Source organism: Kineosporia corallincola (genome assembly GCF_018499875.1).
In the GTDB taxonomy this organism is placed as follows: domain Bacteria; phylum Actinomycetota; class Actinomycetes; order Actinomycetales; family Kineosporiaceae; genus Kineosporia; species Kineosporia corallincola.
In genome coordinates this window covers 357,792-383,293 of sequence record NZ_JAHBAY010000006.1, presented here as the reverse complement: position 1 = coordinate 383,293, position 25,502 = coordinate 357,792, and the positions used below count along the sequence as shown (strand labels likewise).

Annotated in this window: 22 protein-coding genes; 13 read left to right on the top strand and 9 right to left on the bottom strand. The window is 69.8% G+C overall.

The genetic code is table 11. The annotated features are described in order from the left end of the window. The first annotated feature begins 64 nt into the window (after window positions 1-64). Complete coding sequence (locus tag KIH74_RS16940; protein WP_372492080.1) at window positions 65-1,279, top strand: cytochrome P450 family protein; 1,215 nt, start codon at window positions 65-67, stop codon at window positions 1,277-1,279. A 1-nt stretch (window position 1,280) separates the two neighbouring features. Here the strand turns inward: KIH74_RS16940 and KIH74_RS16935 are convergent, their stop codons facing one another. Both KIH74_RS16935 and KIH74_RS16930 read right to left on the bottom strand, forming a co-directional pair. Further along, window positions 1,281-3,275 carry a sigma-70 family RNA polymerase sigma factor gene (locus KIH74_RS16935; RefSeq protein ID WP_214156916.1) on the bottom strand — a complete coding sequence of 665 codons (1,995 nt, stop codon included), beginning with the start codon at window positions 3,273-3,275 and terminating at the stop codon, window positions 1,281-1,283. Window positions 3,276-3,296: 21 nt separating this feature from the next. Then, window positions 3,297-5,153 carry a rhamnogalacturonan lyase gene (locus KIH74_RS16930; RefSeq protein ID WP_214156915.1) on the bottom strand — a complete coding sequence of 619 codons (1,857 nt, stop codon included), beginning with the start codon at window positions 5,151-5,153 and terminating at the stop codon, window positions 3,297-3,299. Window positions 5,154-5,748: 595 nt separating this feature from the next. On the opposite strand from KIH74_RS16930, the gene KIH74_RS16925 reads away from it, so the two are divergent. Further along, window positions 5,749-6,645 (top strand): lytic polysaccharide monooxygenase, encoded by an 897-nt coding sequence (locus KIH74_RS16925; protein ID WP_214156914.1) that lies wholly within the window; start codon window positions 5,749-5,751, stop codon window positions 6,643-6,645. Further along, a complete protein-coding gene (locus KIH74_RS38675; protein ID WP_214156913.1) occupies window positions 6,630-7,328 on the top strand; it encodes a DUF305 domain-containing protein in 699 nt (232 codons plus the stop codon). Before KIH74_RS16925 ends, KIH74_RS38675 begins: the two co-directional genes overlap by 16 nt. Before the next feature lie 66 nt (window positions 7,329-7,394). Here the strand turns inward: KIH74_RS38675 and KIH74_RS16915 are convergent, their stop codons facing one another. After that, window positions 7,395-7,631 (bottom strand): hypothetical protein, encoded by a 237-nt coding sequence (locus tag KIH74_RS16915; protein ID WP_214156912.1) that lies wholly within the window; start codon window positions 7,629-7,631, stop codon window positions 7,395-7,397. A gap of 586 nt (window positions 7,632-8,217) precedes the next feature. Here KIH74_RS16915 and KIH74_RS38670 point away from each other — a divergent pair. From KIH74_RS38670 to KIH74_RS16880, 7 genes are all read left to right on the top strand, one after another. Continuing rightward, complete coding sequence (locus KIH74_RS38670) at window positions 8,218-8,829, top strand: acyltransferase (RefSeq protein WP_214156911.1); 612 nt, start codon at window positions 8,218-8,220, stop codon at window positions 8,827-8,829. Between the two features lie 380 nt (window positions 8,830-9,209). Then, entirely contained in the window at window positions 9,210-9,488 is a 279-nt protein-coding gene (locus KIH74_RS16905; RefSeq protein WP_214156910.1) for a hypothetical protein, read from the top strand. After that, a complete protein-coding gene (locus KIH74_RS16900; protein ID WP_214156909.1) occupies window positions 9,485-10,405 on the top strand; it encodes a hypothetical protein in 921 nt (306 codons plus the stop codon). The genes KIH74_RS16905 and KIH74_RS16900 overlap by 4 nt, the downstream gene beginning before the upstream one ends. An 8-nt stretch (window positions 10,406-10,413) precedes the next feature. After that, a complete protein-coding gene (locus KIH74_RS16895; protein WP_214156908.1) occupies window positions 10,414-10,827 on the top strand; it encodes an acyl-CoA thioesterase in 414 nt (137 codons plus the stop codon). 4 nt (window positions 10,828-10,831) lie between these two features. Next, window positions 10,832-12,418, top strand: coding sequence for an AMP-binding protein (locus tag KIH74_RS16890; RefSeq protein WP_214156907.1), 1,587 nt, complete (start codon window positions 10,832-10,834; stop codon window positions 12,416-12,418). Window positions 12,419-12,550: 132 nt separating this feature from the next. After that, a complete protein-coding gene (locus tag KIH74_RS16885) occupies window positions 12,551-14,905 on the top strand; it encodes an ATP-binding cassette domain-containing protein (RefSeq protein ID WP_214156906.1) in 2,355 nt (784 codons plus the stop codon). A gap of 234 nt (window positions 14,906-15,139) precedes the next feature. After that, window positions 15,140-15,748 carry a TetR/AcrR family transcriptional regulator gene (locus KIH74_RS16880; RefSeq protein WP_214156905.1) on the top strand — a complete coding sequence of 203 codons (609 nt, stop codon included), beginning with the start codon at window positions 15,140-15,142 and terminating at the stop codon, window positions 15,746-15,748. Here the strand turns inward: KIH74_RS16880 and KIH74_RS16875 are convergent. Continuing rightward, the gene (locus KIH74_RS16875; RefSeq protein ID WP_214156904.1) at window positions 15,679-17,166 is read right to left on the bottom strand and encodes a 2-isopropylmalate synthase; all 1,488 of its coding nucleotides are present in this window, start codon (window positions 17,164-17,166) and stop codon (window positions 15,679-15,681) included. The genes KIH74_RS16880 and KIH74_RS16875 overlap by 70 nt on opposite strands. Before the next feature lie 378 nt (window positions 17,167-17,544). Here KIH74_RS16875 and KIH74_RS16870 point away from each other — a divergent pair, with 378 nt between their 5' ends. Beyond that, on the top strand, window positions 17,545-18,885 hold the full coding sequence (locus KIH74_RS16870) for an alpha-L-fucosidase (RefSeq protein ID WP_214156903.1): 1,341 nt from the start codon (window positions 17,545-17,547) through the stop codon (window positions 18,883-18,885). 4 nt (window positions 18,886-18,889) lie between these two features. Here KIH74_RS16870 and KIH74_RS16865 read toward each other — a convergent pair whose 3' ends face one another. The 3 genes from KIH74_RS16865 to KIH74_RS16855 all read right to left on the bottom strand — a co-directional run bounded on the left by KIH74_RS16865 (window position 18,890) and on the right by KIH74_RS16855 (window position 21,422). After that, complete coding sequence (locus KIH74_RS16865) at window positions 18,890-19,576, bottom strand: FadR/GntR family transcriptional regulator (protein WP_214156902.1); 687 nt, start codon at window positions 19,574-19,576, stop codon at window positions 18,890-18,892. Window positions 19,577-19,703: 127 nt separating this feature from the next. Next, a complete protein-coding gene (locus tag KIH74_RS16860) occupies window positions 19,704-20,375 on the bottom strand; it encodes an NADPH-dependent F420 reductase (protein WP_214156901.1) in 672 nt (223 codons plus the stop codon). Window positions 20,376-20,390: 15 nt separating this feature from the next. Continuing rightward, entirely contained in the window at window positions 20,391-21,422 is a 1,032-nt protein-coding gene (locus KIH74_RS16855; RefSeq protein ID WP_214156900.1) for an LLM class flavin-dependent oxidoreductase, read from the bottom strand. Window positions 21,423-21,648: 226 nt separating this feature from the next. Between KIH74_RS16855 and KIH74_RS38665 the strand changes: the two genes are divergently transcribed. After that, window positions 21,649-23,196 (top strand): GAF domain-containing protein, encoded by a 1,548-nt coding sequence (locus tag KIH74_RS38665; protein WP_214156899.1) that lies wholly within the window; start codon window positions 21,649-21,651, stop codon window positions 23,194-23,196. An 83-nt stretch (window positions 23,197-23,279) separates the two neighbouring features. Next, window positions 23,280-23,966, top strand: coding sequence for a carbonic anhydrase (locus tag KIH74_RS16845; protein ID WP_214156898.1), 687 nt, complete (start codon window positions 23,280-23,282; stop codon window positions 23,964-23,966). Here KIH74_RS16845 and KIH74_RS16840 read toward each other — a convergent pair whose 3' ends face one another. Together KIH74_RS16840 and KIH74_RS16835 are read right to left on the bottom strand one after the other, a co-directional pair. Further along, window positions 23,967-24,188 carry a hypothetical protein gene (locus KIH74_RS16840; RefSeq protein ID WP_214156897.1) on the bottom strand — a complete coding sequence of 74 codons (222 nt, stop codon included), beginning with the start codon at window positions 24,186-24,188 and terminating at the stop codon, window positions 23,967-23,969. 36 nt (window positions 24,189-24,224) lie between these two features. Further along, window positions 24,225-25,298 (bottom strand): CapA family protein, encoded by a 1,074-nt coding sequence (locus KIH74_RS16835; protein WP_214156896.1) that lies wholly within the window; start codon window positions 25,296-25,298, stop codon window positions 24,225-24,227. Window positions 25,299-25,502 lie beyond the last annotated feature (204 nt).

The window sequence follows — 25,502 nt, the reverse complement described above, 5'->3', positions numbered from 1 at the left end:
CGTGTCCGAAACCGCCCCTCTCAGCGTCGATCCGCTTGTCGATCCACTTGTCGATCCGGACAGCGTGCCCCTGGTCGAGCTCGATCCGGCCGGCCGGGACCACCAGGGTGAAGCGGCCCGGTTGCGCGAACTCGGGCCGGTGGTGCGGGTGAAGCTGCCGGGTGACGTGATCGCCTGGAGCATCACCGATCACGCGCTGCTGAACGAGCTGATCAACGATCCGCGGCAGAGCAAGAACTGGCAGAACTGGAACGACATCCGGTCCGGTCACGTGGGCAACGACTGGCCGCTGATCGGCATGGTCAAGGTGACGAACATGCTCACCGCCGACGGTTCCGAGCACAAGCGGCTGCGTCGGCTGGTCACCTCCACGCTCACCCCGCGCCGGGTGGAGGCGCTGCGCCCGCGGGTGGAGCAGATCGTGAACGAGCTGCTCGACGCGCTGCCCTCGCACGCCGACGCCGACGGGGTGGTCGACCTGCGCAAGCACTACTCCGACGTGGTGCCGGTGCTGGTGATCTCGGAGCTGCTGGGCATCCCCGAGGAGAACCGCGGGAAGCTGAAGGCGGAGATGGACAACGTGTTCCGCTCCGACCTGACGCCCGAACAGGTGCTGGCCAGCCAGATGGCGCTGTACGGGCTGCTGGCCGAGCAGGTGCGGTACCGGCGGGAGAACCCGGGCACCGACCTGACCAGCGCCCTGATCGAGGCCCGCGACGAAGACCCGGAGGCGCTCAGCGAGGAGGAGCTGGTCGCCACCATCCTGATCATGCTCGGGGCCGGCCAGGAGACCACGGTGGCCCTGATCACCAACGCCGTCCGGGCCCTGTGCACGCATCCCAAGCAGCGGGCGATCGCGGTGGCGGGCGGCCCCCGCACCTGGGCGGGCGTGGTGGAGGAGACGCTGCGCTGGGACGCCCCGATCGGCAACTTCCCGTTCCGCTACCCGCTGGAAGACGTCGTGGTGGCCGGGGTGACGATCCCCCGGGGCGAGGCGATCATGGCGCCCTACAGCGCGGTGGGCCGGGACAAGAAGCAGCACGGTGACGACGCCGAGGTCTTCGACATCACCCGCACCCAGCGCAAGAACCTGGCCTTCGGCGGCGGGGCACACGTCTGCGTGGGCGCGGCGCTCGGCCGGATGGAGGGAAACCTGGCCATCCCGGCGGTGTTCGAGCGGTACCCCGGCATCGAGCTAGCCGTGGACCCGGACACCCTGGTGCCGATTCCGTCGCTGTTCTCGAACAGCTGCTCCACCCTGCCGGTGCGGCTCGGGTAGGTCAGGCCGAGCGCACGCAGCGCACCACGGCCTCGGACAGGTCGCGGTAGTTGGTGTAGCCGTCGTCGTAGCTGAGGGCCCAGCGGGCGCCGTCTTCCGGGGCAGCCTGGTTCGCCGACCAGTAGTGGTCGCGGGCCGGGGTGTCCGGGAAGGCGTCCCGGTCGATCGCCGGGCCGACGATCGTCTCGTCGACCAGCGTGGCCAGCTCCTGAACCCCTGGCAGACGCCACTTCTCGCCACCCAGCGTCAGGCCGGCGCAGTAGGAGGTGGCCTTCTGCGCCGACATCGCCGGGCCGGTGGCGCGCTGCCAGACCAGGCCGGTGCCCGGGTCTTCCACCTGGCCGTCGCTGATCTCGTAGTCCGGTGAACCCTTTCCGGCGGCCGACTGCACGCAGCGCACCGCGTACTCGCCGGACTGGTCGGCGGCGTTGCTGGTGATGCCCTCGTAGAAGTTCACGATCCAGGCGAAGGCCGGGTCGTGGGCGGTGGCCCAGGGCGACGACGTCCAGAAGAACGCGACCGGGGTGCCCGGGAAGGCCTTCTGGTCGATCGCGGTGCCGGAGCGCGTGGTGTCGATCAGCGAGGTGAGCTCGACCCGGGTCGGCAGGTGCCAGTCGCCACCCGCGAGATCCAGCCCGGCGCAGTAGTTCTGGGCGGCCTCGAAGGTGTAGCGCTGCTGCGGGACGTCTTGCTGCCAGACCAGGCAGGTGACGTCGTCCAGCACGGTGCCGTTCGCCCGCACCGTGTAATCGTGCTGGTCCGGCAGGTTCTCACCGGAGTTCGGCATGGTCCAGCTGGCCCAGGTGCGGTCGGTGGAGCCGTTGGTGGAGCAGGTGCCGGTGGAGGTCGCGGCTCCGGTGGCTCTGGCAGCCTTGCGGGTGGTGGTCTTCTTCGCCTCGGGGGTGGGCGTGGGGCTCGGGGTCGGTGTCGCCGTGGCGGAGGGCGCCTGGGTGGCCATCGAAGCGCTGAGAGCGGTTGCGTCGTTGCGGGTCTCGGTGCGCACCCGCGGGGTCTGGGTGACGTCGTAGAGAAACCCGCCGGCGAACAGCATCAGCGTGGCGGCGGTGGTGACCGTGGCGATCCGGCCGGCCCAGCGCACCGTTCCCCAGGTGCCGCCGTCCTTGTTGAAACCGGTGGACGACGGGTGCTCGGCCACCAGCTCCACGTCGTCCGTGAACAAGGCGTGCTCGGGGAGGAGGTCCCGGGCGACGAGGGCCGCGACCAGGGCCGCGGGCAGCGGCAGGAGTTGCAGGCCGGCGAACAGGCGGGCGGCGGGGAGCTGGTCACCGGACTCGCGCAGGCAGACCACGCAGGTGCGCACGTGCCGGGTGATCCGCTTGCGCCACAACGGGTTCGGTTCGCCGTCCCAGTCGTGCACCAGCTCGTCGAGCACGGTGCACAGCGGCTCGCGGTCGAGCGCGGCCTCGGCCACGCGACACTGCTCGAGCTGTTCCCGCATGCGCTGGAGGCGCACCGCGGTGTGGGCCTCGCCCACCTCCAGGGCGGTGGCGATCTCGGCCCGGGTGATCCGGCCGGCGCACTCCTCCCACCACAGGGCCAGCAGGGTGCGGTGTTCCTGGTCGAGCCAGCGGCCGGCGTTCACCAGCTCGCGGTGCTGACCCTGGAGGTCGAACCAGAGCACCGCCAGGTCTTCGAAACCGATGCCTGGCTCGGCATTCTCGGCCACCTGCTCGAGCTCGGCCGGCCCGACCGGGATCAGCGGCTCGGCCCCGAGCCGGCGGAAGTGGTCGCCGATCTGGTGCACCGTGACGGTGACCAGCCAGGACCGGAAGCTGGCCGGGCTGCCCAGCTCGGGCAGGTCGCGCACGATCCGCAGAAGTGCCTCCTGCGTCACGTCTTCCACGTCGGCCGGGCGGCTGACCGACCGGCCGACGAGGTTGTAGACCAGAGGGACGTACCGGGCCAGGAGCTCCCGAAGGGCGGCGTGGTCACCGGCCTGGGCGTCGCGCACCAGGCCCGGTTCGTCCTCTTCCATGATGGTCTTCCTTCGTGGTGGTTACTTCTGTAGCGCGTAGCTCAGGTGCGGCGGCTGGTTGTAGGCCGTGTTCTGCCAGGCGACCGCCACCCGGTACTGCGAGTCCTGCATCAGGGTGGTGATGCGGGTGGAGGTCTCGATCGGCGTGCTGTAGATGCGCAGGGCGGTGTCGTCCGTCTCCGGCCAGATCACCTCTTCGCGCCAGTCACCCAGGATGTCGCCGGACAGCGACGGGGTGGCCTTGGTGCTGTTGTTCGAGTGCACGCCGTCCGCGGTGAGCAGGCGGGTCTCGCCGGTGGGTGCCCACTTGCTGATCTTGTTGCTGTCGAGCAGCTCCCGCGAGGCGTCGCCGTCCCACCAGACCAGGAAGTTGGTGGAGCTGGGCTTGCTGCCGATCACGGTGCCGCTGGAGTTGCGCAGCCCGCTGACGCTCGACGACCACTGCTCGGCGCCGGCGCTGCCCGCGTAGATGTCCTCGGCCACGCCCCGGCCGGTGTCGCAGCCGCAGCTGGCCGACTTGCTGATGATCTTGCCGGTGGCGGCGTCGGCGATGAAGTCGGCCGGGCCGCTGTCCTTGGTCTCGCGGACCTTGTAGACCTCCAGGCCGGCCCGGCTCGGGATCAGGTCCCCCACGTGCAGGGTGTCGCCGTGGCCCAGCTTCGTCGTCCACAGGCCCTTGCCGGTGTCGTCGAGAGCCATGCTGCCGTAGATGATCTCGTCCTTGCCGTCGCTGTCGACGTCGGCCACGGACAGCTGGTGGTTGCCCTGCCCGGCCCAGTCGGCCGGCGTGGTCTGCTTGTTCGAGTCGAACTGCCAGCGCTGGGTCAGCTTGCCGTTCTTGTAGTCCCAGGCGGTGACGACGCTGCGGGTGTAGTAGCCGCGGGCCTCGATCAGGCTGGGCGTGCTGCCGCTGAGATAGGCGGTGCCGGCCAGGAAGCGGTCGACCCGGTTGCCGTAGCTGTCACCCCAGCTGGACACCGTGCCGCGGGCGGGCGTGTAGTCCACGGTGGAGGCGGCCGCACCGGTCTGGCCGTTGAACATGGTGAGGTATTCCGGGCCGGTCAGCACGTAGCCGCTGCTGTTGCGGTAGTCGGCGGTGGCGCTGCCGATGGTGGTGCCCTTGCCGTCGACGGTGCCGTCGGCGGTCTTCATCGCCACCTCGGCCTTGCCGTCACCGTCGTAGTCGTAGGCCTGGAACTGCGTGTAATGCGCTCCAGCGCGGATGTTCTTGCCCAGGTCGATGCGCCACAGCCGGGTGCCGTCGAGCTCGTAGGCGTCGACGTAGACGTTGCCCGTGTAGCCGGACTGCGAGTTGTCCTTGGAGCTGGTCGGGTCCCACTTGAGCACGATCTCGTACTCGCCGTCGCCGTCCAGGTCGGCGACCGAGGCGTCGTTGGCGGTGTAGGTGTAGTCGACGCCGCCCTTGGTGCCGCCGGCCGGCTTCTTCAGCGGCACGCGCAGGTAGCCGTTCGCCATGCTGGTGGCCGTGGCCGACTCGGAGCCGGTCTTGATCGTGTATTTCGCGGTGGCCGCGGCGCCCTTGTCGAGGTAGTTCGTCGACCCGGTGATGCCCGACTTGATCTTGGTGCCGTCGCGGTACACGTCGAACGAGGCGGTGGAGGCGTCCGTCGCCAGCAGCCGCCAGCTGACCAGGTTGCCGGTGCTGGAATGCACGCTGACCGCGCCCCGGCCCAGGGTTTCCAGCTGGTGACCGGCCACGGTGGTCTTGGTGCTGGTGGCGGCGGTGGACGCGGTGGTGGTGGCGCTGCTGCTGTTCACCGCGAAGGCGGCACCGGTCGCGGCGATGCTGCCGGTCAGGGCGATCCCCGCGGCGACCGCGACGGTGCGGCGCCGGTTCGGTTGACGACGTTGGCTCACGTGATTCCTCACTCTGGGATCAATCGGTGCCGCCCGGTGCGGGCGCGCGGAATCAGCCCGCGCAGGGTGCCCGAACGAGCGGGCGGACTGCTTGCGTGGGCGGGCTTTTCGATTCCGTGGCGTGGCGTCGTGAATCCTGGTCAACTTGATAGGGGGTGTCAAACACCAAAAAGGTTGCCCGTCAACAGGTCATGAGCAGGTGCGGAGAGCGTCAAGAATGCGCTTCCGGCGTTGGTACCGGTGCGTACATAACGTAAATCCGGCGGAAGTTTTTCGCGGGCCCGGGCAACCTTTCCGGCATTGAGCACGGGGGCTGCGCGATGCGGCGCCGTCGACGCCCGCGGCCACTGGCAAATACTACGGCCGGTACCGGGCGAATCACGAGGTGTTGCAGTTTTCCGGCCCGCTGTCGTTACCGCGCGTGCCCGAATCTCAGGGAGCAGTCAAGCACCGGATAAATGACCCCAATCAACTTGTGGACGGTGGCCGGACTCCCGAACGATGAGGCTGGTCCGGCCCGATCCGCCGGGCACTCCATCCCTGACAGGAGTGCAGTTTCATGCGTAAATCCAGCACCCGGAGGGTTGTCCTCCCGGTGACGACCCTGGGCACGCTCGTCGCCGGGGTGGCCCTGGCCGGCCCGGCGAGCGCCCATGGTTACATCTCCTCCCCGCCCAGCCGGCAGGCCCTGTGCGCCGCGGGCACGGTCACCGACTGTGGCCAGATCCAGTACGAGCCGCAGAGTGTGGAGGCGCCCAAGGGGTCCAGGCTGTGCAGCGGTGGCAACGCCGCCTTCAGCGTGCTCGACGACGAGTCCCGCGCGTGGCCGTCCACCGACGTGGGTGACGAGGTCACGTTCAACTGGACGCTGACCGCGCGGCACTCCACCAGCACCTGGGTGTACTACGTCGACGGGGAGAAGGTGGCCTCGTTCGACGACGCCGGTGCGATCCCCAACGCGACCGTCTCGCACCGGGTCGATCTGGGTGACTACTCCGGCGAGCACACGGTTCTCGCGGTCTGGAACATCGCCGACACGGTCAACGCGTTCTACAACTGCGTCGACGTGAACGTCGGCGGCGCGGGCGATCAGGGTGAGGACGACGAGAGCACCACTCCCACCACGCCGGCCGGCGGCTCCACCGGCACCCCGTCCGGCCCGGCCACGACCTACCCGGCGGACGGCACCGGCAGCTCCGGCGACACCGGTGGTTCCGGGAGCTCGGCGCCGACCACCACGGCCGACCCGACCAGCAGCACCTCCGACCCGGACGGCAGCACCTCCGACCCGGACGGCAGCACCTCCGACCCGGACGGCAGCACCTCCGACCCGGGCGAGGCGCCGGAGAGCGGTGACTGGCAGGACTGGACCTGGTACGACCGGGGCGACACGGTGACCTACGACGGCGTGACCTACGAGTGCCGGCAGTCGCACACCACGCTGCCGGGCTGGGAGCCGCCGAACGTGCTCGCGCTGTGGCTTCCGGAGTGAGCCGCGCGCTGTCCGTGATCCGTCTGGCTGCAACGGTTCTGGCGGCCGTCACGGTGCTGCTGCTCGCGGGCTGCGGCGCTCTGGACGGGATCACGATCACCACGTCCTCGGCATCGTCCGGGCACGAGGGACACGCCGCGTCGGACGGCGACCCGGCCACGGCATCGGCTTCCGCGTCGTCTTCCGTGTCGTCCTCCGGGGCCGGGGACGACACCGGGCACAACGACGCCGACGTGATGTTCCTCCAGATGATGATCGCCCGGGAGGTGGAGACGGCCAAGGTCACCGGCCGCGCCGGGGACGGCGACCTGTCCGGGCGGGCCGACGCCCTGGTGGCGGCGATCAGCAGCACGGAAGACGACGAGCGGGCGGAGATGACCGGCTGGCTGAAGGCCTGGGGTGAGTCCGTCACGGCGAGCGGCGACGCCGACCTGCACGCCGAGCACGGCGGTGTGAGCACGCTGACGAAGGCCGATCTGGCGGAGCTCGACGAGGCTGATGGCGACGCGTTCGCCACGACCTACCTGAATCTGCTGATCGCCCAGCAGAGCAACGCGGTCGAGATCGCCCAGTACGCCACCGAGAACGCCCGGAACAGCGAGGTTCTCGACCTGGCCGAGCGGATCGAGAAATCCCGTTCGGCCCAGGTGCAGCAGATGCTGGGAATGCTCTCCGATTCTTAGGAGAAGAAATGCGAAGGCCGATAACCGCTCGACAGAGCGGTTATCGGCCTGCTTGCCGGTGAACTCTCAGCAGGTGCCGAGAGACGTCCATTCGGTGGCGTTCGGACCCGGCACCTCACTGCTGCCGGAAACCTTGGCCCGCCATACCTGGCCGGCGAAGAGCACCTCGTCGTTCGACGAGTACGAGCCGCCCGCGCTGAACGGGTCGGGACAGTTCGACTTCGTCTGCTGCCAGACGAAGACCCCGACCACGACCAGCGTCACGACGACCAAAGAGGCGACGATGCCACGGGTTGCGGTCATTGACCCACGTGTCCTTTCGGTGGATTCATCGAAAGTTCCCGCCCGAATGGGCAGTCGGGCGATGAGCGAATGGGAAACTATCACGCGAAAGCCGCGACTTTGTTAAAGTGCATTCCGGTCCGCGCTAATTCGGCTTTCTACGTCGGACGATATTCATCGGCAACTGTCGGATTATGGAAACGTAGTGTGATCGCCCGTCGTCCGGGTTTCTTGCGTTCTCGCCGCCCGGCCGCAGGTCCGGGCGTCACGGGCGGCGACCCGACAGATCCCGACAGTGACACCATGTAATGCAAGGGTTGCATGTGTCGGGGATGCAAACCGCTCGAAGGTCGGACGTTTGCCGGGCGGGGCAGAGCCCGCCCACCCGGGGAGACGCGTCCTGGAGGTGGTCGGGTTGAGGAGGGAAGGGCTCCTGGCGCTGCACTCGGGGCACCAGGGGGCGCGGGTATCCTGAGTCGAATGGTGCAGTTTGGGACCCGTCCTTTAACCGGACTGCGCGCCAGGTCGGGCCGGGGCAACCGTGAATTCACCGAACTGTCATGTCGGATCTCGAAAAGCGTTGTTTGCTAGGCAATTAGGATTTGCTGTGGAACACTCACGGGTCGTGGAGCAGTTGCGATTCGATGTCCGCGGCGAGGGTCATGACGTGCAGATCTCGCCCTCGGCACAGCTCAAGGGGCAGATCAAGGTCCGTGACGACGCCGGGCCCTGCACGGTCCGCATCGGCGACGGGGTGACCGGGAAGTGGAACATCGACGTCTCCGGTGGTGCCACCGTGGAGATCGGCGCCGGCACTACCTGTGAGACCACACTGGTGGTCGCCCGTGGCAGCGACGTGCTGATCGGCAGCGACTGCATGTTCTCGTTCTCCGTCGAGATCCGCACCACCGACACCCACGCGATCTACGACATCGACTCCGGTAGCCGCGTCAACCCGGACAAGCCCATCGTCATCGGCGACCACGTCTGGCTGGGCAAGCAGGCGATCGTGCTGAAGGGCGCCTCCATCGGCTCGGGCAGCGTTGCCGGTGCGCGGGCGATCGTCTCCGGCACCGTCCCGCCGCTGTCGGTCGCCGCGGGCGTCCCCGCCCGGGTGGTGCGCAGCAACGTGGTCTGGACGCGCCGCATCGGCAAGGGCCGGCTCGCGCTCGACGAGAAGGCGATGTCGGTCGTCGACTCGGTGCGCACCTCGGCCTGACCGGCTCCGGGCGCCGCGCTCTGACGGGCGCCGGGTGGGGCATCGGGTAGGTGGGCGACCGGGTGGCTGGGCGACCGGGTGGCTGGGCGACCGGGTGGCTGGGCGACCGGTGGGCAGGCCATCTGGTGGGTGGCTTGTGGGGGTGGTGGTAGCGAGATCGGGTCCGAGAAAGTCTCGTGTCACGGTGGTTTCGGCCCGGCCGGAGGCTCATTTCAGGTTTGACACCACCCTGCGGGCATTGGTGGTGTCAAAAACGAAAAGCATCACCCTGACCTCTCGGGGTCCTGGGGCTTGCGGTGAGAGGGCTCGCGCCATGGACGAATGCTCCCTTATGCGGCAAAGTGGACGGCCTGATCGTCCGTCGAACTGGGGGAGAGTTCGTGGAGGAGTACATTCGCGCCAAGTTCGCCGAGTATTCGGGGCTGTCCGAGGCTGAGCTGTTCGCGCCCGGGGCCACGCTGGCGAGTGTTCTGGCGGCCAGTCCCAGGATGACCAACAGCCTGGACCTGATGGAGGCGCTGGCACGCACCTCCAACGCCGTGCGCAAGGACCACGGCGTTCGCGTGCGCCTGCCCGCCCTGCCTTTGAACACGCCCACCACCGAGGTGCTGGCGGCGTTCCTGGAGGAGTACGACAAGCAGGCCGAGGGGGCAGCGTGACCACCGTCGAGACCAACCGGACCACACAGCGTCCACCCGCGATCGTCACCGACCTCTGGGACGCACTGACTGTCCGGGAGATGTCGCTGGTCGACGTCACCTGGGAGCAGCAGCGCCTGCACGAGTCGCGGCGCTGGAGCACGATGGAGATGCTCTCGGCCATCGACCTGGACAGCCTCACCGAGGTGGACCGCTCACTGGTCTGGAACGCCGGGCGGGCCGAGCTGACCACCAAACCCGGTGCCGACCGGCTGGAACGCCAGGCCGACGCGGAATGCCGCCGCTGGCAGGAGAAGAACCCGGCGGTCTCGGCCGTGATGCAGGCCTGTGGCACCTGGAGCCGGTACTGGAACGAGGAAGAGGCGCATCACGAAACGGTTTTCATCCGCCTGGCCACGCTGAGCGGCATGCCGGAGATCACCGACGAGACGTTCATCGAGTTCCGTCAGGTGTTTCCCGACGACGACATGCTGCGCACGCTGATGCTGCTGGCGATCTCCGAGATCACCGCCGCGGTGAACTACGGCCAGTGCCAGCAGGTGGTGGCCGATCCCGGTCTGCGCAAGCTGTTCAAGCAGGTGGCGGCCGACGAGATCCAGCACCGCAACTACTTCGTGGCGTTCGCCAAGGCCCTGGTGGACAGCGGGGAGTACCACCCGAAGGACGCCTTCGCGGTGGGGCACCTGTTCCTGCGGGAAGACGGTGAGCTGCGCGGCAGCGACCGCGACCACCTGGAGAACCGGGGCACCCACGTGAACTGGTGGGACCATCTGGAGAGCGGTGACGGCGGCTACCGGCCGGAGGCACCGGAGAAGAAGGCCCAGCTGATCTTCGGCGCGCTGAAGAAGATCACCGGTATCGAGGTGCACTCCGCCGAGGAGCTCGAGGACACCTGGATGGACCTGCTGGAAAGCTGATCCCAGCAGTGGAATTCGGCGACACCCGGCTCACCCTGCTGGTGCGGCCGAACGACCTGGACCCGCTGGGCCACGTCAACAACGCGGTCGCGGTGGAATACCTGGAGGCCGGTCGCTGGCACTGGCTCGGGCAGCACGGCCTGGTGCCGGGCGACCGGGTGGTCTCCGTGGTGGCCCGCTGCGAGCTGGACTACCGGGCGGAGATCGGCCGGGGCGAGGTGGAGGTGCACACCGACCTCACTTCGCCCGATCAGTACGACGAGGACGGGCTGACCTACCGGGCCCGGTTCCGGCAGCGCATCGCGCAGGGCGCCGTCACGGCGGTGGACGCCCTGGTCACGGTCGCCTTCCTGGACTCGCACCAGCGCTGCCTGGTCACCCTCCAGGACTACGTCGAGGCGTCCACCCCGGGAAAGGGATGAGCACGTGCTGGAACACCTTCAGAAGGCCACCGGCGGGGCCCTGCACCTGTACGGCGGGTACGACGAGGACGATCCGGCCGAGGTGATTCCCTACCGGGAGTTCCCGGCCCGGATCCTGGCCTACGCCGAGCACTTTCGCCGGCAGGGTGTCGGGCCGGGCACCCGGGTGCTGTTCCCGTTCGAGACCTCCGCCCCGGTGGTGCTGGCCTTTCTCGCGCTGATGCAGGCCGGGGCGCTGCCGCTGTCGGTCAAGCCGTTGCTGCTGGCCTCGCCGAAGCCGGAGTACGAGGCCTTCCTGCGCCGCGTGGCCCAGGAGCACGCCGCCGACCGGGTGCTGCTCACCCCCGGCCTGGCCACCGTGGACCTGCCCGTCACCGCACTCACGCTGCCCTCCACCCCGCCGGGTACCGGTCTGGACGTCGAGGGGGCGCAGCTGCGCACGCCCGCCGACGACGAGCCGGCGTTCGTCCAGTTCTCGTCCGGGTCCACCGCGTTCCCCAAGGGAATCCCGGTGCTGCACGGCCGGTTGCGGGCCAACCTGGCGATGATCGCCCGCACCGACGGGCGCCGCCCCGGGGAACGGGTGAGCAGCTGGCTGCCGCTCTACCACGACATGGGCCTGGTCGGCGGCCTGCTGTCGTGCCTGTTCACCGACGTCGACCTGCTGCTCAGCGATCCGCTGTCGTTCCTCGCCGACTGCCCCGGCTGGTGGGAGCAGATGGGGCGGGAGCAAGCGGTCGGCACGGTGATCCCGAACTTCGCCGTGGACTACTCGCTGAAGCTGCTCCAGGCCGCCGGGCCGGAACGCCTGGAGGGCCTCGACCTGAGCCGGGTGCGGTCGATCTACCTGGGCAGCGAGCCGATCGACATCCCGCACCTGCGGGCGTTCAGCGACCTGATGGCCCCGGCCGGGCTGCGTCGCGACGTGTTCATGCCCTGCTACGGCATGGCCGAGACGGTGCTGCTGGTGTCGAGCCGCCCGCCCGGCAGCGAGATCCGGGTGGTGGACGGGCCGTCCGGCGTGCCGGCGATCTCGCTCGGCCCGCCGATGCCGGAGTTCAGCCTGCGGCTGCGCGGGTCCGACGGAAAGCTCTGCGGTGAGCGCGAACTCGGCGAGATCGAGCTGGCCGGAGGCACACTCGCCGACGGGTACCTCGGCACCGGGCGTCCGCTGGCCGGTCCGGACGGCTTCTACCGCACCGGTGACACCGGCTTTGTGGACGACGGGGAGCTGTTCGTGACCGGCCGGATCAGCGACCGGATCAAGGTGAACGGCCAGAGCCTGTTCGCGGTCGATTTCGAGCAGGCGATCGAGCGGCTGCCGTTCGTGTCACCGGGCCGGACCGCGGTGATCCAGAGCGACGGCCGGATCGTGGTGCTGACCGCGCTGCGCCGTGAGGCCCGCGCCGACCCGGAGGGCTGCCGCACGCGCCTGGTGGAGCACCTGGTCAGCACGCTGGGGGTGACTGTGCGGCCCCTCGACGTCCATTATCTGAGCTCTTCACAGTTGCTGCGCACGAGCAGCGGCAAACTGCGGCGGCGGGAACTCGCGGAGCAGTACGCCGCAGGGGAGTTCGGCCGGGTCGACTGATCCGAGGCGAGCAGCGATCGAGCGGGAATCGAGCAGGAATCGAGAAACCAGCTCGGCCCGTCGGCGGCGATGACGTGGCACGATGCGGTCGGGACCCAGCCGACCGATCGACAGCCGACCGATGGAGCCTCGATGCCGCACGTCGCCGACACCCACGAGATCATCCGGGTGCACGGAGCCCGCGAGAACAACCTCAAGGACATCAGCGTCGAGTTGCCCAAGCGCCGGCTCACGGTGTTCACCGGGGTGTCCGGCTCAGGCAAGAGCTCGCTGGTGTTCGGCACCATCGCCGCCGAGTCGCAGCGGCTGATCAACGAGACCTACAGCAGCTTCGTGCAGGGCTTCATGCCGTCGCTGGCCCGCCCGGACGTCGACGTGCTGGAGGGCCTGACCACCGCGATCATCGTGGACCAGCAGCGGATGGGCGCCGACCCGCGCTCCACCGTCGGCACCGCCACCGACGCCCACGCCATGCTGCGTATCCTCTACAGTCGGCTGGGCAAGCCGTACATCGGTGGCCCGGGCGCGTTCTCGTTCAACGTCGCCTCGGCCTCCGGCAGCGGCGCGGTCACCGTGGAACGCGGCGCGGCCACCCGCGCGGCCAAGGCCACCTTCACCCGGGTCGGCGGCATGTGCCCGCGCTGCGAGGGCCGGGGCTCGGTCAACGACATCGACCTGGCGCAGCTCTACGACGACAGCAAGTCGCTGCGCGAGGGCCCGTTCACCGTGCCCGGGTACTCGATGGACGGCTGGTACGGGCGGATCTTCGTCGGCTGCGGCTTCTTCGACCCGGACAAGCCGATCCGGAAGTTCAACAAACGCGAAATGCACGACCTGCTCTACAAGGAGCCCACCAAGATCAAGGTCGAGGGCATCAACCTGACCTACGAGGGACTGATCCCCAAGCTCCAGAAGTCCATGCTCTCCAAGGACGTCGACTCGCTCCAGCCGCACATCCGGGCGTTCGTCGAGCGCGCCGTCACCTTCACCACCTGCCCCGAGTGCGAGGGCACCCGGCTGGCCGAGGGCGCCCGCTCGGTGAAGATCAAGGGCGTCAGCATCGCCGACGTGGCCCGGATGCAGATCAGCGACCTGGCGGTGTGGGTGCGCGACCTGAAGGAACCGAGCGTCGCGCCGCTGCTGGGCAAGCTCAGCCACACGCTGAACTCGTTCGTCGAGATCGGCCTCGGCTACCTCAGCCTGGACCGGCCCTCGGGCACCCTGTCCGGCGGGGAGTCGCAGCGCACGAAGATGATCCGGCACCTCGGATCGGCGCTCACCGACGTCACCTACGTCTTCGACGAGCCCACGATCGGTCTGCACCCGCACGACATCCGGCGGATGAACAACCTGCTGCTGGAGTTGCGCGACAAGGGCAACACCGTGCTGGTGGTGGAGCACAAGCCGGAGGCCATCGAGATCGCCGACCACGTGGTCGATCTCGGTCCCCGCGCCGGAACCGCCGGGGGCCAGGTGGTGTTCGAGGGCACGGTGAAGGCGCTGCGCTCCAGCGGCACCCTGACCGGGCAGCACCTCGACGACCGCACCTCGCTGAAACCCCAGGTGCGGGAGGCCGCGGAGGTGCTCCAGATCCGGGGTGCCGACAGCAACAACCTGAAAACGGTGGACGTCGACATCCCCCTGGGTGTGCTCGTGGTGGTCACGGGGGTGGCCGGGTCGGGGAAGAGCTCGCTGATCCACGGGTCGGTAGCCCCGCTCGACGACGTGGTCGCGATCGACCAGGCCCCGATCCGCGGCTCCCGGCGCAGCAACCCGGCCACCTACACCGGTCTGCTGGAACCCGTGCGCAAGGCCTTCGCCAAGGCCAACGGGGTGAAACCGGCCCTGTTCAGCGCCAACTCGGAGGGCGCCTGCCCGGGCTGCAACGGGGCCGGGGTGATCTACACCGACCTGGCGATGATGGCCGGCGTCGCCACCCCGTGTGAGGAGTGCGAGGGCCGGCGTTTCCAGGCCTCGGTGCTGGAGTACGGCTTCGGCGGCAAGAACATCAGCGAGGTACTGGCCATGCCGGTGGCCGAGGCGGAGCGGTTCTTCGCCGACGGTGAGGCGAAACTGCCTGCCGCGCACAAGATCCTGGACCGCCTGCGAGACGTCGGCCTGGGCTACCTGAGCCTGGGCCAGCCGCTCACCACGCTGTCGGGCGGTGAGCGGCAGCGGCTCAAGCTGGCCACCCACATGGGCGAGAAGGGCGGCGTGTACATCCTCGACGAGCCCACCACCGGCCTGCACCTGGCCGACGTGGAACAGTTGCTCGGCCTGCTCGACCGGCTGGTCGACTCGGGTAAGTCGGTCATCGTGATCGAACACCACCAGGCCGTGATGGCGCACGCCGACTGGATCGTCGACCTCGGCCCGGGCGCGGGACACGACGGCGGGCAGATCGTGTTCGAGGGCACGCCGGCCGAGCTGGTGGCCGCCCGGTCCACGCTGACCGGCGAGCATCTGGCCGAGTACGTCAAAGCCTGAAACGGTGGACGACGAGAGGCCGGCCGGCCCGGCGTCGTCCACCGTTCCAGGGCCTAGGGCGTGTTTTGGAATTCCATGCCTACTGCGGGGCACCCGTGACGCCGTCTGACCGCGTCCGGTGGGGCCCCACGTAGAACACCGCTACGAGGTGCCCCACCGGCCGCGCCCAGCCGACGCCCCGGGCACCTCCTCGCTACGGCAGCGAATTCCAAAACACGCCCTAGTCTGTCGCCCGTGACTACACAGCAGGGCGGGCGACGGGCCGACGCGGTGCGTAACCGCGAGCGCGTCGTCGCCGCTGCCGCGCAGGCCTTCGCCGAGCTCGGCCTGGACGCCTCGATGAACGAGGTGGCGCGGCGCGCCGGCGTCGGGATCGCCACCACGCTGCGGCACTTCGCCCACCGCGACGAGCTGGTGGCCGCCGTGTTCACCGACCGCATGCACCGCTACGCCGAGCTGATCGAGGCTGCGGCGGCACTGCCGGACGCCGGTGAGGGCGTGCGGCAGTGCCTGCTCGACGTGTGCGAGCTCCAGGCCAGTGACCGGGGCCTCACCCGGGTGCTGGCCGGAACCTACCCGGCCGCACCGGAGTTCGAGGCCGAGCGGGAGCGGGCCCACCGCAGCTTCGCCGACCTGGTGCGCCGGGCACAGGAGCAGGGCCGGCTGCGTGCCGACTTCGTGCCCGCCGACCTGCCGCTGCTGCTGATGGCCAACGCCGGGGTGATCGACTGCACCGCCGGTCACGCCCCGGACGCCTGGCGCCGGCTGGTGGGCTACTTCATGCAGGCCCTGTCGGCCGAGTCCGCCGAGCCGCTGGACCGGCCGGTGAAGGTCTCGGTGTAGAGCGCGCGCAACTCCTCGGCGGTGATCTCGCGGCCCGTCGTGTCGGTGTGTTCCTGCACCACGCGGGCGAACTCGATCTGCTGCTGCCGGTCCAGGGCGATGCCGAACCCGGTCTCCAGCAGGTAGGCGATGCCGCCCTTGCCGGACTGCGAGTTCACCCGGATCACCGCCTCGTAGCTGCGGCCCAGGTCGGCCGGGTCGATCGGCAGGTACGGCACGTCCCAGGCCAGTTCGCCCTCCGGCACCCCGGTTTCGGCGGCCCGGGCCCGGTGCGCGGCCAGGCCCTTGCGGATCGCGTCCTGGTGCGTGCCGCTGAACGCCGTGTGTACGAGGTCGCCGACGTAGGGGTGCCGCGGGTGCACCTCGATCCGGTTGCAGTCCTCGACCACCCGGCGGATCTCGTCGATGTCGGAGAAGTCGATCATCGGATCCACGCCCTGGGCATGCAGATTCAGGGCCAGGGTGGCGATGTCGACGTTGCCGGTTCGCTCGCCGTTACCGAACACGCAGCCCTCCACCCGCTGCGCCCCGGCCAGCACGGCGAGCTCGGCGCAGGCGATGCCGGTGCCACGGTCGTTGTGCGGGTGCACCGAGAGGATCACCGAGTCCCGCCGGTCCAGGTGCCGGTGCATGTACTCGATCTGGTCGGCGTACACGTTCGGGGTGGCCACCTCCACCGTGGCGGGCAGGTTGAGCACCACCGGGCGGTCGGGTGTCGCCTGCCAGAGCTCCGTGACGGTGTCGCACACCTCGATCACGTGGCCCGGCTCGGTCAGGTTGAACACCTCGGGCGAGAACTGGAAGCGGACGTTCTCCAGATCGCCCGCCAGGCGCAGGATCTCGGCCGCGGCACCGCGGACGTGGTCGATCTGCTGCCGCCGGGTCAGGCCCAGCACGGTGTCGCGCCAGGCCGGGGCCGTCGCCATGTAGAGATGGATGACGACGGGGTTGCGGATGCCGCGCACCGACTCGACGGTGCGCGCGATCAGGTCGGCCCGGGCCGGGGTGAACACCACCACGGTCACGTCGGGCGGGGCGATCCGCTCCCGCGCCAGCAGCCGCACGAAGTCGTGGTCGGTGCGGGAGGCCGACGGGTAGCCGACCTCGATCTCCTTGTAGCCCATCGCCACCAGCAGGTCGAAGAACCGCCGCTTACGGGCCGGGTCCATCGGCTCGGCCAGTGCCTGGTTGCCGTCACGCAGGTCCACCGGCACCCACAGCGGGGCCCGGGTGATCCGGCGATCCGCCCAGCCATGGCTGAATTCGGGCAGTTCCAGGCGGTGGAAGACGTCGCGGTAGCGGTGCGAGGGCATCTGTGAGTGCCGCTGCCGGTTCCATGCGGGGGCGTCGGCCGGAACGTCACCGGCCGGGGTGCTGATGGTGGGGTGTGCGGAGGAAGACGTGGTGCGGGTGGTCATCGGGCTGGTCCTTCGGTCTCTCACGGGTGACCGGCGGGCACGACGACGACTCCACGACGGGGGAGCCGGTCCGATCAGCCCCCGCCGTGGCGGCGGAGGAGAAGGAGACCGGTTGTCAGCACGGGCGTCACAGTACACGGGCCAAGGGTTCCCGGAAACGTCCCGGCCAGACATCGGGTGTCTTGCCGCTCCGGACGGGACGGCGGCGGCAGGTCCCGACTCACCGTTGACAAGACATCGGATGTTTGTGAATCTCGTCGGCAGGCGGAGATCCGACGACGGTCGCGACGACGGCGCCGCGGCGAGACAGGAGCGGCGGGATGCCCACCTTCACCCGGTTTGAGACTCACGACGTGCCCTGACCCGAAGGAGAACCGCATGGCGACCTCTCACGGTGAGCCGCAGCGCCCGGAGCTGTACCGCACGTTCGAGCGGGAGGTGCCCGCCTGGTACCGGGACGCCAAGTTCGGCATCTTCGTGCACTGGGGCGCCTACTCGGTGCCCGCCTGGGCCGAGCCGAGCGGGGAGCTGGGAACCATCGAGCAGCGCACCTGGTTCACCCACAATCCCTACGCCGAGTGGTATTTCAACACCGTGCGGATCGACGGCTCGCCGGCCCGGGAGCGGCAGGACGCGCTTCACGGCGGCGCCCCCTACGACGACTTCCTGGACCGGTGGACGGCGTCGGCCTGGGACCCGCGGCAGATGGCCGGCCTGTTCCGGCGCTGCGGAGCCGGTTACGTGGTGCCGACCACCAAACACCATGACGGCATCACGCTCTGGGACGCCCCGGGCACCGGCACCCGGAACACCGTGCGCCGCGGCCCGCGTCGCGACATCGTGGGCGAGTTCGCCGAGGCGGTGCGGGAGGCCGGGCTCCGGTTCGGCGTGTACTACTCCGGCGGCCTGGACTGGCACTTCCACCACTCCGGGCCGATCGTCGACAATGCGTCGATGTACGCGAGCCGGCCGGTGGACGAGGCCTACAACGAGTACGCCTTCGCCCACGTGGCCGACCTGATCGCCCGCTACGCGCCGGACGTGCTGTGGGGCGACATCGAGTGGCCGGACGCCGGGAAGCCGGACGGGCCGCGCAGTTTCGCGCGCCTCCTGGAGCGGTACTACGCCGCGGTGCCGGACGGCGTGGTGAACGACCGCTGGGGCCTGACCCACTGGGACTTCCGCACCTCGGAGTACCAGCACGGCCGGGACACCGAGAGCGACGGCACGATGTGGGAGAACTGCCGGGGCATCGGCCTCTCGTTCGGCTACAACCAGACGGAAGACGCCTCGCACTACCTGGACGGCCCGGCGGCGGTGCGGCACCTGCTCGACGTGGTCTCGCGCGGCGGCAACTTCCTGCTCAACGTGGGGCCGGACGAGGCCGGCCGGATCCCGGAGCTCCAGCTGAGCTGCCTGGAGGGGATCGCCGCCTGGATGGAGGTGAACTCGTCCCTGGTGCACGGCAGCCGGCCGGTGCCGTGGGCGGAGCCCTCGGACGGGCCGTGGGTGCGCTGGACGGCTTCGGGTGCTCAGGTGAACGCCCTGGTGGACGCGGCCGGGCCGGTGGTGCTGAGGGCGGGCGGACTGGACCCGGCCTCGGCGCGCACGGTGCACGGGGTGCCGGTGGAGGCCGTGGCGCAGGACGGGGGCATCGCTGTCGTCGTCCCCGGTTCTGCCGTACCGGGGCCGGTGGCCGTGGTCTTCGACCGGGCCTGAGAGATCAGGGGGTGGTCTGTGCCAGTGTGCGGCGCAGCCACTGCTCCACACCGGCCACGTGCACACTGGCCCAGGCCTGGGCCACGTCGGGCTGGCGCTGGGCCATGGCCAGCTGGATCGCCCGGTGCTCGTCGAGCGTGCGGGCGACCGCCGAGTCCTGGGTGAGGCCGCGCCAGACCCGGGCGCGATGAGTGCGGCCGGAGACGCTCTCGATCAGCGAGGCCAGCACGGCGTTGCCGGAGGCCTGGGCGATCCGGCGGTGGAACTCCTGGTCGTTCTCGACCAGGGCCTCCATCGTGGGGGACTCGCCCAGGTCGTCGAGAAGGTCTGCCAGGGAGGAGATGTCGGCGTCGCTCATCCGTGAGGTGGCCATCGCGGTGGCGGCCGGCTCAAGCAGCCGGCGCACCTCCAGGAACTCCAGCACCGACCCGTCGTGCTGGAGGTCGACGATGAACGAGATCGCCTCGGTCAGCGTGCCCGGCGCCAGGCTGGACACGTAGGTGCCGTCGCCCTGCCGCACGTCGAGCACGTGGACCAGAGCCAGCGCGCGCACCGCCTCGCGCAGCGAGTTGCGCGAAAGGCCCAGCTGTGCGGCCAGATCCGCCTCCCGGGGGAGCCGGTCGCCGGGAGCCAGGCGGCCGGAGATGATCATTTGCTTGATCTTGGCGATGGCGTCGTCGGTGAGGGCCAACGCTCTACCCCGGGCCGATCCGGCCGGTGCGCAGTGCCTGATGAACCACGTTGTTCACGCTCCTGTCTCGGCCGTGCCGGTGCCGGGCCAGGTTACCTCCGACGGCCTGGCCGGGACGGTGCCGCGGTCATCGGAGGTCCGACGGCACGGTCGGCTGGCTGGTGCGCTCGAACGGCGCGGCCAGCATCTCCCGCACCGTGGCGGCGTCGGTGTTGGCGCCGAACAGTGAGGTTCCGGGCTGAAGGCGCACGCCCTCGGCCAGCGCGCCGGCCTCGACCGGGTCGAAGCCCAGCGCGTCGATCAGGGCGGCGACCGCGGCCACGTCGTCCGCGTCGTCCCCGGCCAGCGCGATCGCCCGGCGCTGCGGGTCGCCCGCCGGCCGGGCCCCGGCCTCCAGGTCGTGATAACCCATGTGGTTGAAGGCCTTCACCAGCCGGGCCCCGGTGAGGTGGTCGCGCACGATCTCGCTGGAGGTGGTGCGCGGGTCGGTCAGGTCGTCCCGCACGCCGTCCACCTCCCACCAGTAGTTCATCGCGTCGATGACCAGCTTGCCGCGCAGCGCCTCGCCCGGGATGTCCCGGTACTTGCCGAGAGGCAGGGCCAGCACCACGATGTCGGCCCGCTCCGCCGCCTGCGCCGAGGTCACCGCGGTGGCCCCGGGCGCCAGCACGCCGATGATCAGCGAGATCTTGGACGGGTCGCCGGAACCCGAGATCAGGACGTCGTACCCGGCGGTGACGGCGAGGCGGGCCAGCACGGTGCCGACCTTGCCGGCGCCGAGAATGCCGATGGTGGTCATCTGCGCAACCTTCGTTCAGTCGTTGATCATGTCGCGGACCATCGGGACCACCTTCGAGCCGTACAGCTCGACGGTGCGCGCCCGGGCCGAGGCCGGCAGCGCGCCGCCGGTGTAGGTCAGGTCGAAACGGCCCACGCCGAGCGCCTTCACCGCGCCGGCGATGCGCCGGGCGACGGTCTCCGGGGAGCCCAGGTAGAGCGAGCCGGTCGCCACCTCGGACTCGAACTGGGCCCGGGTCACCGGCGGCCAGCCGCGGTCGGCGCCGATCCGGTCGCGACCCTCCTTGTAGGGGCCGTAGTAGAGCTCCTTGGCCTCCTCGTCGGTGTCCGCGATGAAGCCGTGCGAGTGCATGCCGACCGGGTGCGGGGTGGTGCCGAGCTGCTCGGTGGCCCGCCGGTACAGGTCGACGTAGGGCGCGAAGCGGGCCGGCTCGCCGCCGATGATCGCGAGCATGAGCTTCAGTCCGTGCTGGGCGGTGCGCACGACCGACTGCGGGGAGCCGCCGACGCCGACCCAGGTGTCCAGGCGTCCCGACTCGGTCTTCGGGAAGACGTCCGCGTCGCGCAGTGCCGGGCGGGTGGTCCCGCTCCAAGTGGTGGGTTTCTCGTCAAGAAGCTTCACGAACAGGTCGAGCTTCTCCTCGAACAGGACGTCGTAGTCGCTCAGGTCGTACCCGAACAGGGGGAACGACTCGGTGAAGGAACCACGCCCCAGGATCGCCTGGGCACGGCCGTTGGAGAGGGCGTCGACCGTGGCGAACCGCTGGAACACCCGCACCGGGTCGTCGGAGCTGAGCACCGTCACGGCCGAGGCCAGCTTGATCCGGGAGGTACGGGTGGCGATACCGGCCAGCACGGTCTCCGGGCTGGAGATCGCGTACTCCGAGCGGTGGTGCTCGCCCAGCGCGATCACGTCCACGCCCAGCTCGTCGGCGATCACCGCCTCGTCGACCACCTGCCGGATCGCCGCGGCCTGGGAGACCAGCGCCCCCGAGTCGTCCACCGGCACCTCGCCGAAGGTGTCGAGGCCCATGACGAGTTCGCTCATGACGCTGTCCTCCCTGTGGTTGATCGCTCAACTATTGAGTCGGGCGAGTTAACCACAGAACGCCCCTCGTTATGCCCGCCAGGAGAACCAGGCCCCGCGGCAGCGAGCAGGTCACTCGCTGTCAAGAGAATTCGCCCTCCGTTTCGGCTCACGGACCTCGCGCAGTCGCCGAAGGTTCGAGCAGTGCCCACGGAGGAAGGCCCGACCAATCAACGTGGAGTGATCAGTGTTCAGCAGGACACCCAGGAACGCGGCGGCCGAGCACACGGCCGCCGAGGCCCACGCCGATGTCGTGGCCGTCACCGATGTGGTGACCAAGCTCAACCAGGCGACCACGCCGGAACAGGCGGTGAAGACGTCCCTGGAAGTCGTGCGTCATCACTTCGGCTGGGCCTACGGCTCCTACTGGGTCAAGGACAGTGCCGAGCAGGTGCTGCGGTTCGGCCTGGACAGCGGGGACGTGAACCCGGAGTTCCGCAAGGTCACCCTGGAGGCGTCGTTCGCCGAGGGGGTCGGCCTGTCCGGCCGGGCCTGGCGGCAGCGCGACCTGATCTTCGTCGAGGACCTGGGCACGATGACGGACTGCGTCCGCGCCCCCGTCGCGACCCGGATGGGCATCCGCAGCGGTGTCTGCTTCCCGCTGATCGAGCAGGGCGAAGTGGTCGGCACCATGGACTTCTTCACCACCGAGGTGCTGCACCCCACGCAGGACCGGCTGGCTGTGCTGCGGGCGATCGGCGTGCTGGTGTCCACCGCCCTGGAGCGCCTGCACGAGGCGGTGCGCCAGGAGAAGGCCGCGCAGGACGTCGAGGCGGTGTCCACCGTCATCCGCGAGCTCACCACGGTCAGCACCGAGGACGACGCACTGCGCGTCGCGATGGAGACGATCCGCCGCGACTTCGACTGGCAGTACGGCTCGTTCTGGCGGCTCGACGAGGAGCAGCAGGTTCTGCGCTTCGCCAAGGAGTCCGGCGACGTCGGCCCGGAGTTCCGGGAGGTCACCCTGGCGGCCTCGTTCGCCAAGGGGGTCGGCCTGTCCGGCCGGGCCTGGGCCCGTAACGACTTCGTGTTCGTCGAGGACCTCGGCGAGCTGACCGACTGCGTACGCCGGCCGGTGGCGCAGAAACAGGGTGTGAAATCCGGTGTCTGCCTGCCGATCACGGTGGGCGGGCGGATCATCGGCACGATGGACTTCTTCGCCACCCGCAAGCTGATCATGTCGTCGAGCCGGGAGAGCGCGCTGCGCAACACCGCCTACCTGGTCGGCCAGGCGATGGAGCGGTTCACCTCCAGCGCCCAGCTGCGCCAGGCCGGCCAGCAACTGATGGAGTCGATCGGCGAGGTGGACCGCAACGTCACCTCCGCCTCCGGCGTGGCCAGCCGCAGCGGCCAGCTGACCGAGGAGGCCAACACCCAGGTGGCGGCACTCGGCCAGGCCAGCGCCGAGATCAACAAGGTGGTGCAGGACATCCAGACCATCGCCGCCCAGACCAAGCTGCTCGCGCTGAACGCCACCATCGAGGCGGCCCGGGCCGGGCAGGCGGGTAAGGGTTTCGCCGTGGTGGCCGAAGAGGTCAAGGAGCTCTCGGGACAGACCGAGCGCGCCACCACGAGCGTCAGCGAGCGGGTCAACGCCATCCAGAGCCGGGTGGAAGCCGTGACCACGTCGCTCGGCCACATCCACCACGCGGTGGACGAGATCAACCAGACCCAGCAGCTGATCCAGGGTGTGCTCAGCGACCAGATGAGTATGACGCGCGCCATTCTCGACTGACCTCAGGCGCCGCGCCCGACGGCCGACCGGTACTCAGGCTGCCCCATCGACCACTCAGCTGCCCCATCGACGAAAGATGATCCATGCCTTCGATTCGCAACATGCTCAACCTGGCTCGACCGCGGACCGGCGACATCCCGGCACAGCGTCAGGCGCAGGTCCCGGACCGGGGCGACGCCGCCTGGCAGCGTCTGGAGGAGGGCAACCGCCGCTGGGCCGTGGGGCACAGCTCGGCCGAGGCGGCCCGGGGCCCGGAGCGCCGCGCGGCCCTGGTCGACGGGCAGCACCCGTTCGCCATGGTGCTCGGCTGTGCCGACTCCCGCCTGCCCACCGAGATCCTGTTCGACCAGGGCCTGGGTGACCTCTTCGTGGTGCGTACCGCCGGTCACGCCCTGGACGAGGCGGTGCTCGGGTCGATCGAGTACGCCGTGGCCGCGCTCGGCGTGGACCTGGTGGTGGTGCTCGGGCACCAGAGCTGCGGGGCGATCAAGGCCGCCGCCCACACACTGGACGACGGAACGGTGCCGGACGGGCACATCCGCGGTCTGGTGGAGCGGCTGGCACCGGACATGGCCCGGGGTCGGCAGGCCGGCATCACCGAGCTCGACGACCTGTCGCGCTGGCACGCCTCCGCCACCGTCGACCTGCTCCGGCAGCGGTCGAACATCGTGCGGGACGCCTCGGAGGCCAAGGGCCTCGGGCTGGTCGCGGCGACATACGAGCTGGGCACCGGCCTGGTCAAGCGCGCCGAGGGGATCAAGCCGGCCTGATCAGCTGCTGAGTGCGGCCAGGCGCTGCTCGACCGCCATCGCGACGTCGGTGGGCGAGTAACCGCGGGCGCCGATCTGGAACACCGTGGAGCCGAGTTCCTCGCGGGCGGCGGCGCGCCTGGTCGCGTCGCCGTCCGCGATCGCGTTGTCGGCCCGGGCGAACACCTCTTCGACCTGGGTCTTGTCGAAACCACGCATGACGACGGGGAAAAGCTTGGCCATGCCGGGGAGTGTAACCATGGCGCGGGCCGGGCCGGATCAGCCGATACCGCACTCCGAGGCCAGGGCGTCCTCCTGAGCGGACGCCGCCTTCGCCGCCGAACCGGAGAGCAGCTGCGGCCGGCCGCCGCTGATCCGGCCGGGCAGCCACGTGGTGCGCACCACCCCGTCCTTGTCGACCACGACGTTGTACACGCCGGTGTCGGTGCCCGGGGCGCTGTGCGCGTAGAACACGAAATTGCCCAGCCCGTAATGGATCGTGGTGTTGCCCTCGCGCACGTGCGGTTCCAGCACGTGGGCGTGGCTGCCGACCACGACCTGCGCCCCGGCCTCGGTGAGCGCGTGCGCCAGCTCCTGCTGCCGGTCGCTCGGGCAGGCCTGCTGCTCGGTGCCCCAGTGCAGGTCCACCACCACCACGTCGGAGTCGGCGGCGGCCTCGCGCACGGCGTCCAGCAGCAGTTCCTCGTACTGGTCCTTCGACGAGGCCAGGCCCGGCCGGGTGGCGGTGGCCGGCCAGGTGCCGATGGCGAAGCTGTCGAGCACGTCGGTGGCGCCGAACACCGCGATCCTGACGCCCTTCACGGTGCGGGTGAACGGGGTGAAGGCCGCCCGCAGGTTCTTGCCCGCGCCGATGATCGGCAGCCCGGTGCTCTTGCCGGCGGCCAGGGTGTCGAGCAGGCCGACCTGGCCGTAGTCCATGCCGTGGTTGTTGGCCAGGGTGACCACGTCCACCCCGGAGTTCTTCAGCACGTCGAGCGCCTTGGCCGGGGCCCGGAAGGTGTACTGCTTCGGGCCCGGGGTGCCCCGGTCGGTGATCGCGGTCTCCAGGTTCACGATCGCCAGGTCGGCCGACTTGAGCTGGCCGAACGCGGTGCCCAGGTCGCCGTCCAGCGCGCCGGCCGAGGAACCCTCGAAGTGCACGTCGCCGCCGAACGCGATGCGCACGCGCCCGCTCTTCGGGGTGCTCTCCGGTGCCGGAGTGGTGACGGCCGGCGAGGACGCCGGGGAAGCGACGGGGGACGCCTGGTCGCCGGCTGCCTGGACCTCGACCGAGCCGTCCGACGGCGAGGGCGAACAGCCCGCGACCACGATCACCGCGGCGACTCCGAGCATCGCACCCGTCCGATACCGACCGAACACCTTGGCCCTCCCTGGCCTCGAAAGATGACAGCTGCCCCATTAAAGGGGAATGTCCGTCTCGTGGTGACCCCTTTGATCACATCGACCGCACAGAGTCATCGGTGAAGAGGGAGCCTGAACAGCGGCGCTGCCTGAAGGGCCGGCAAACGCCGGTGCCGCGACCCACATCTCTCAAGA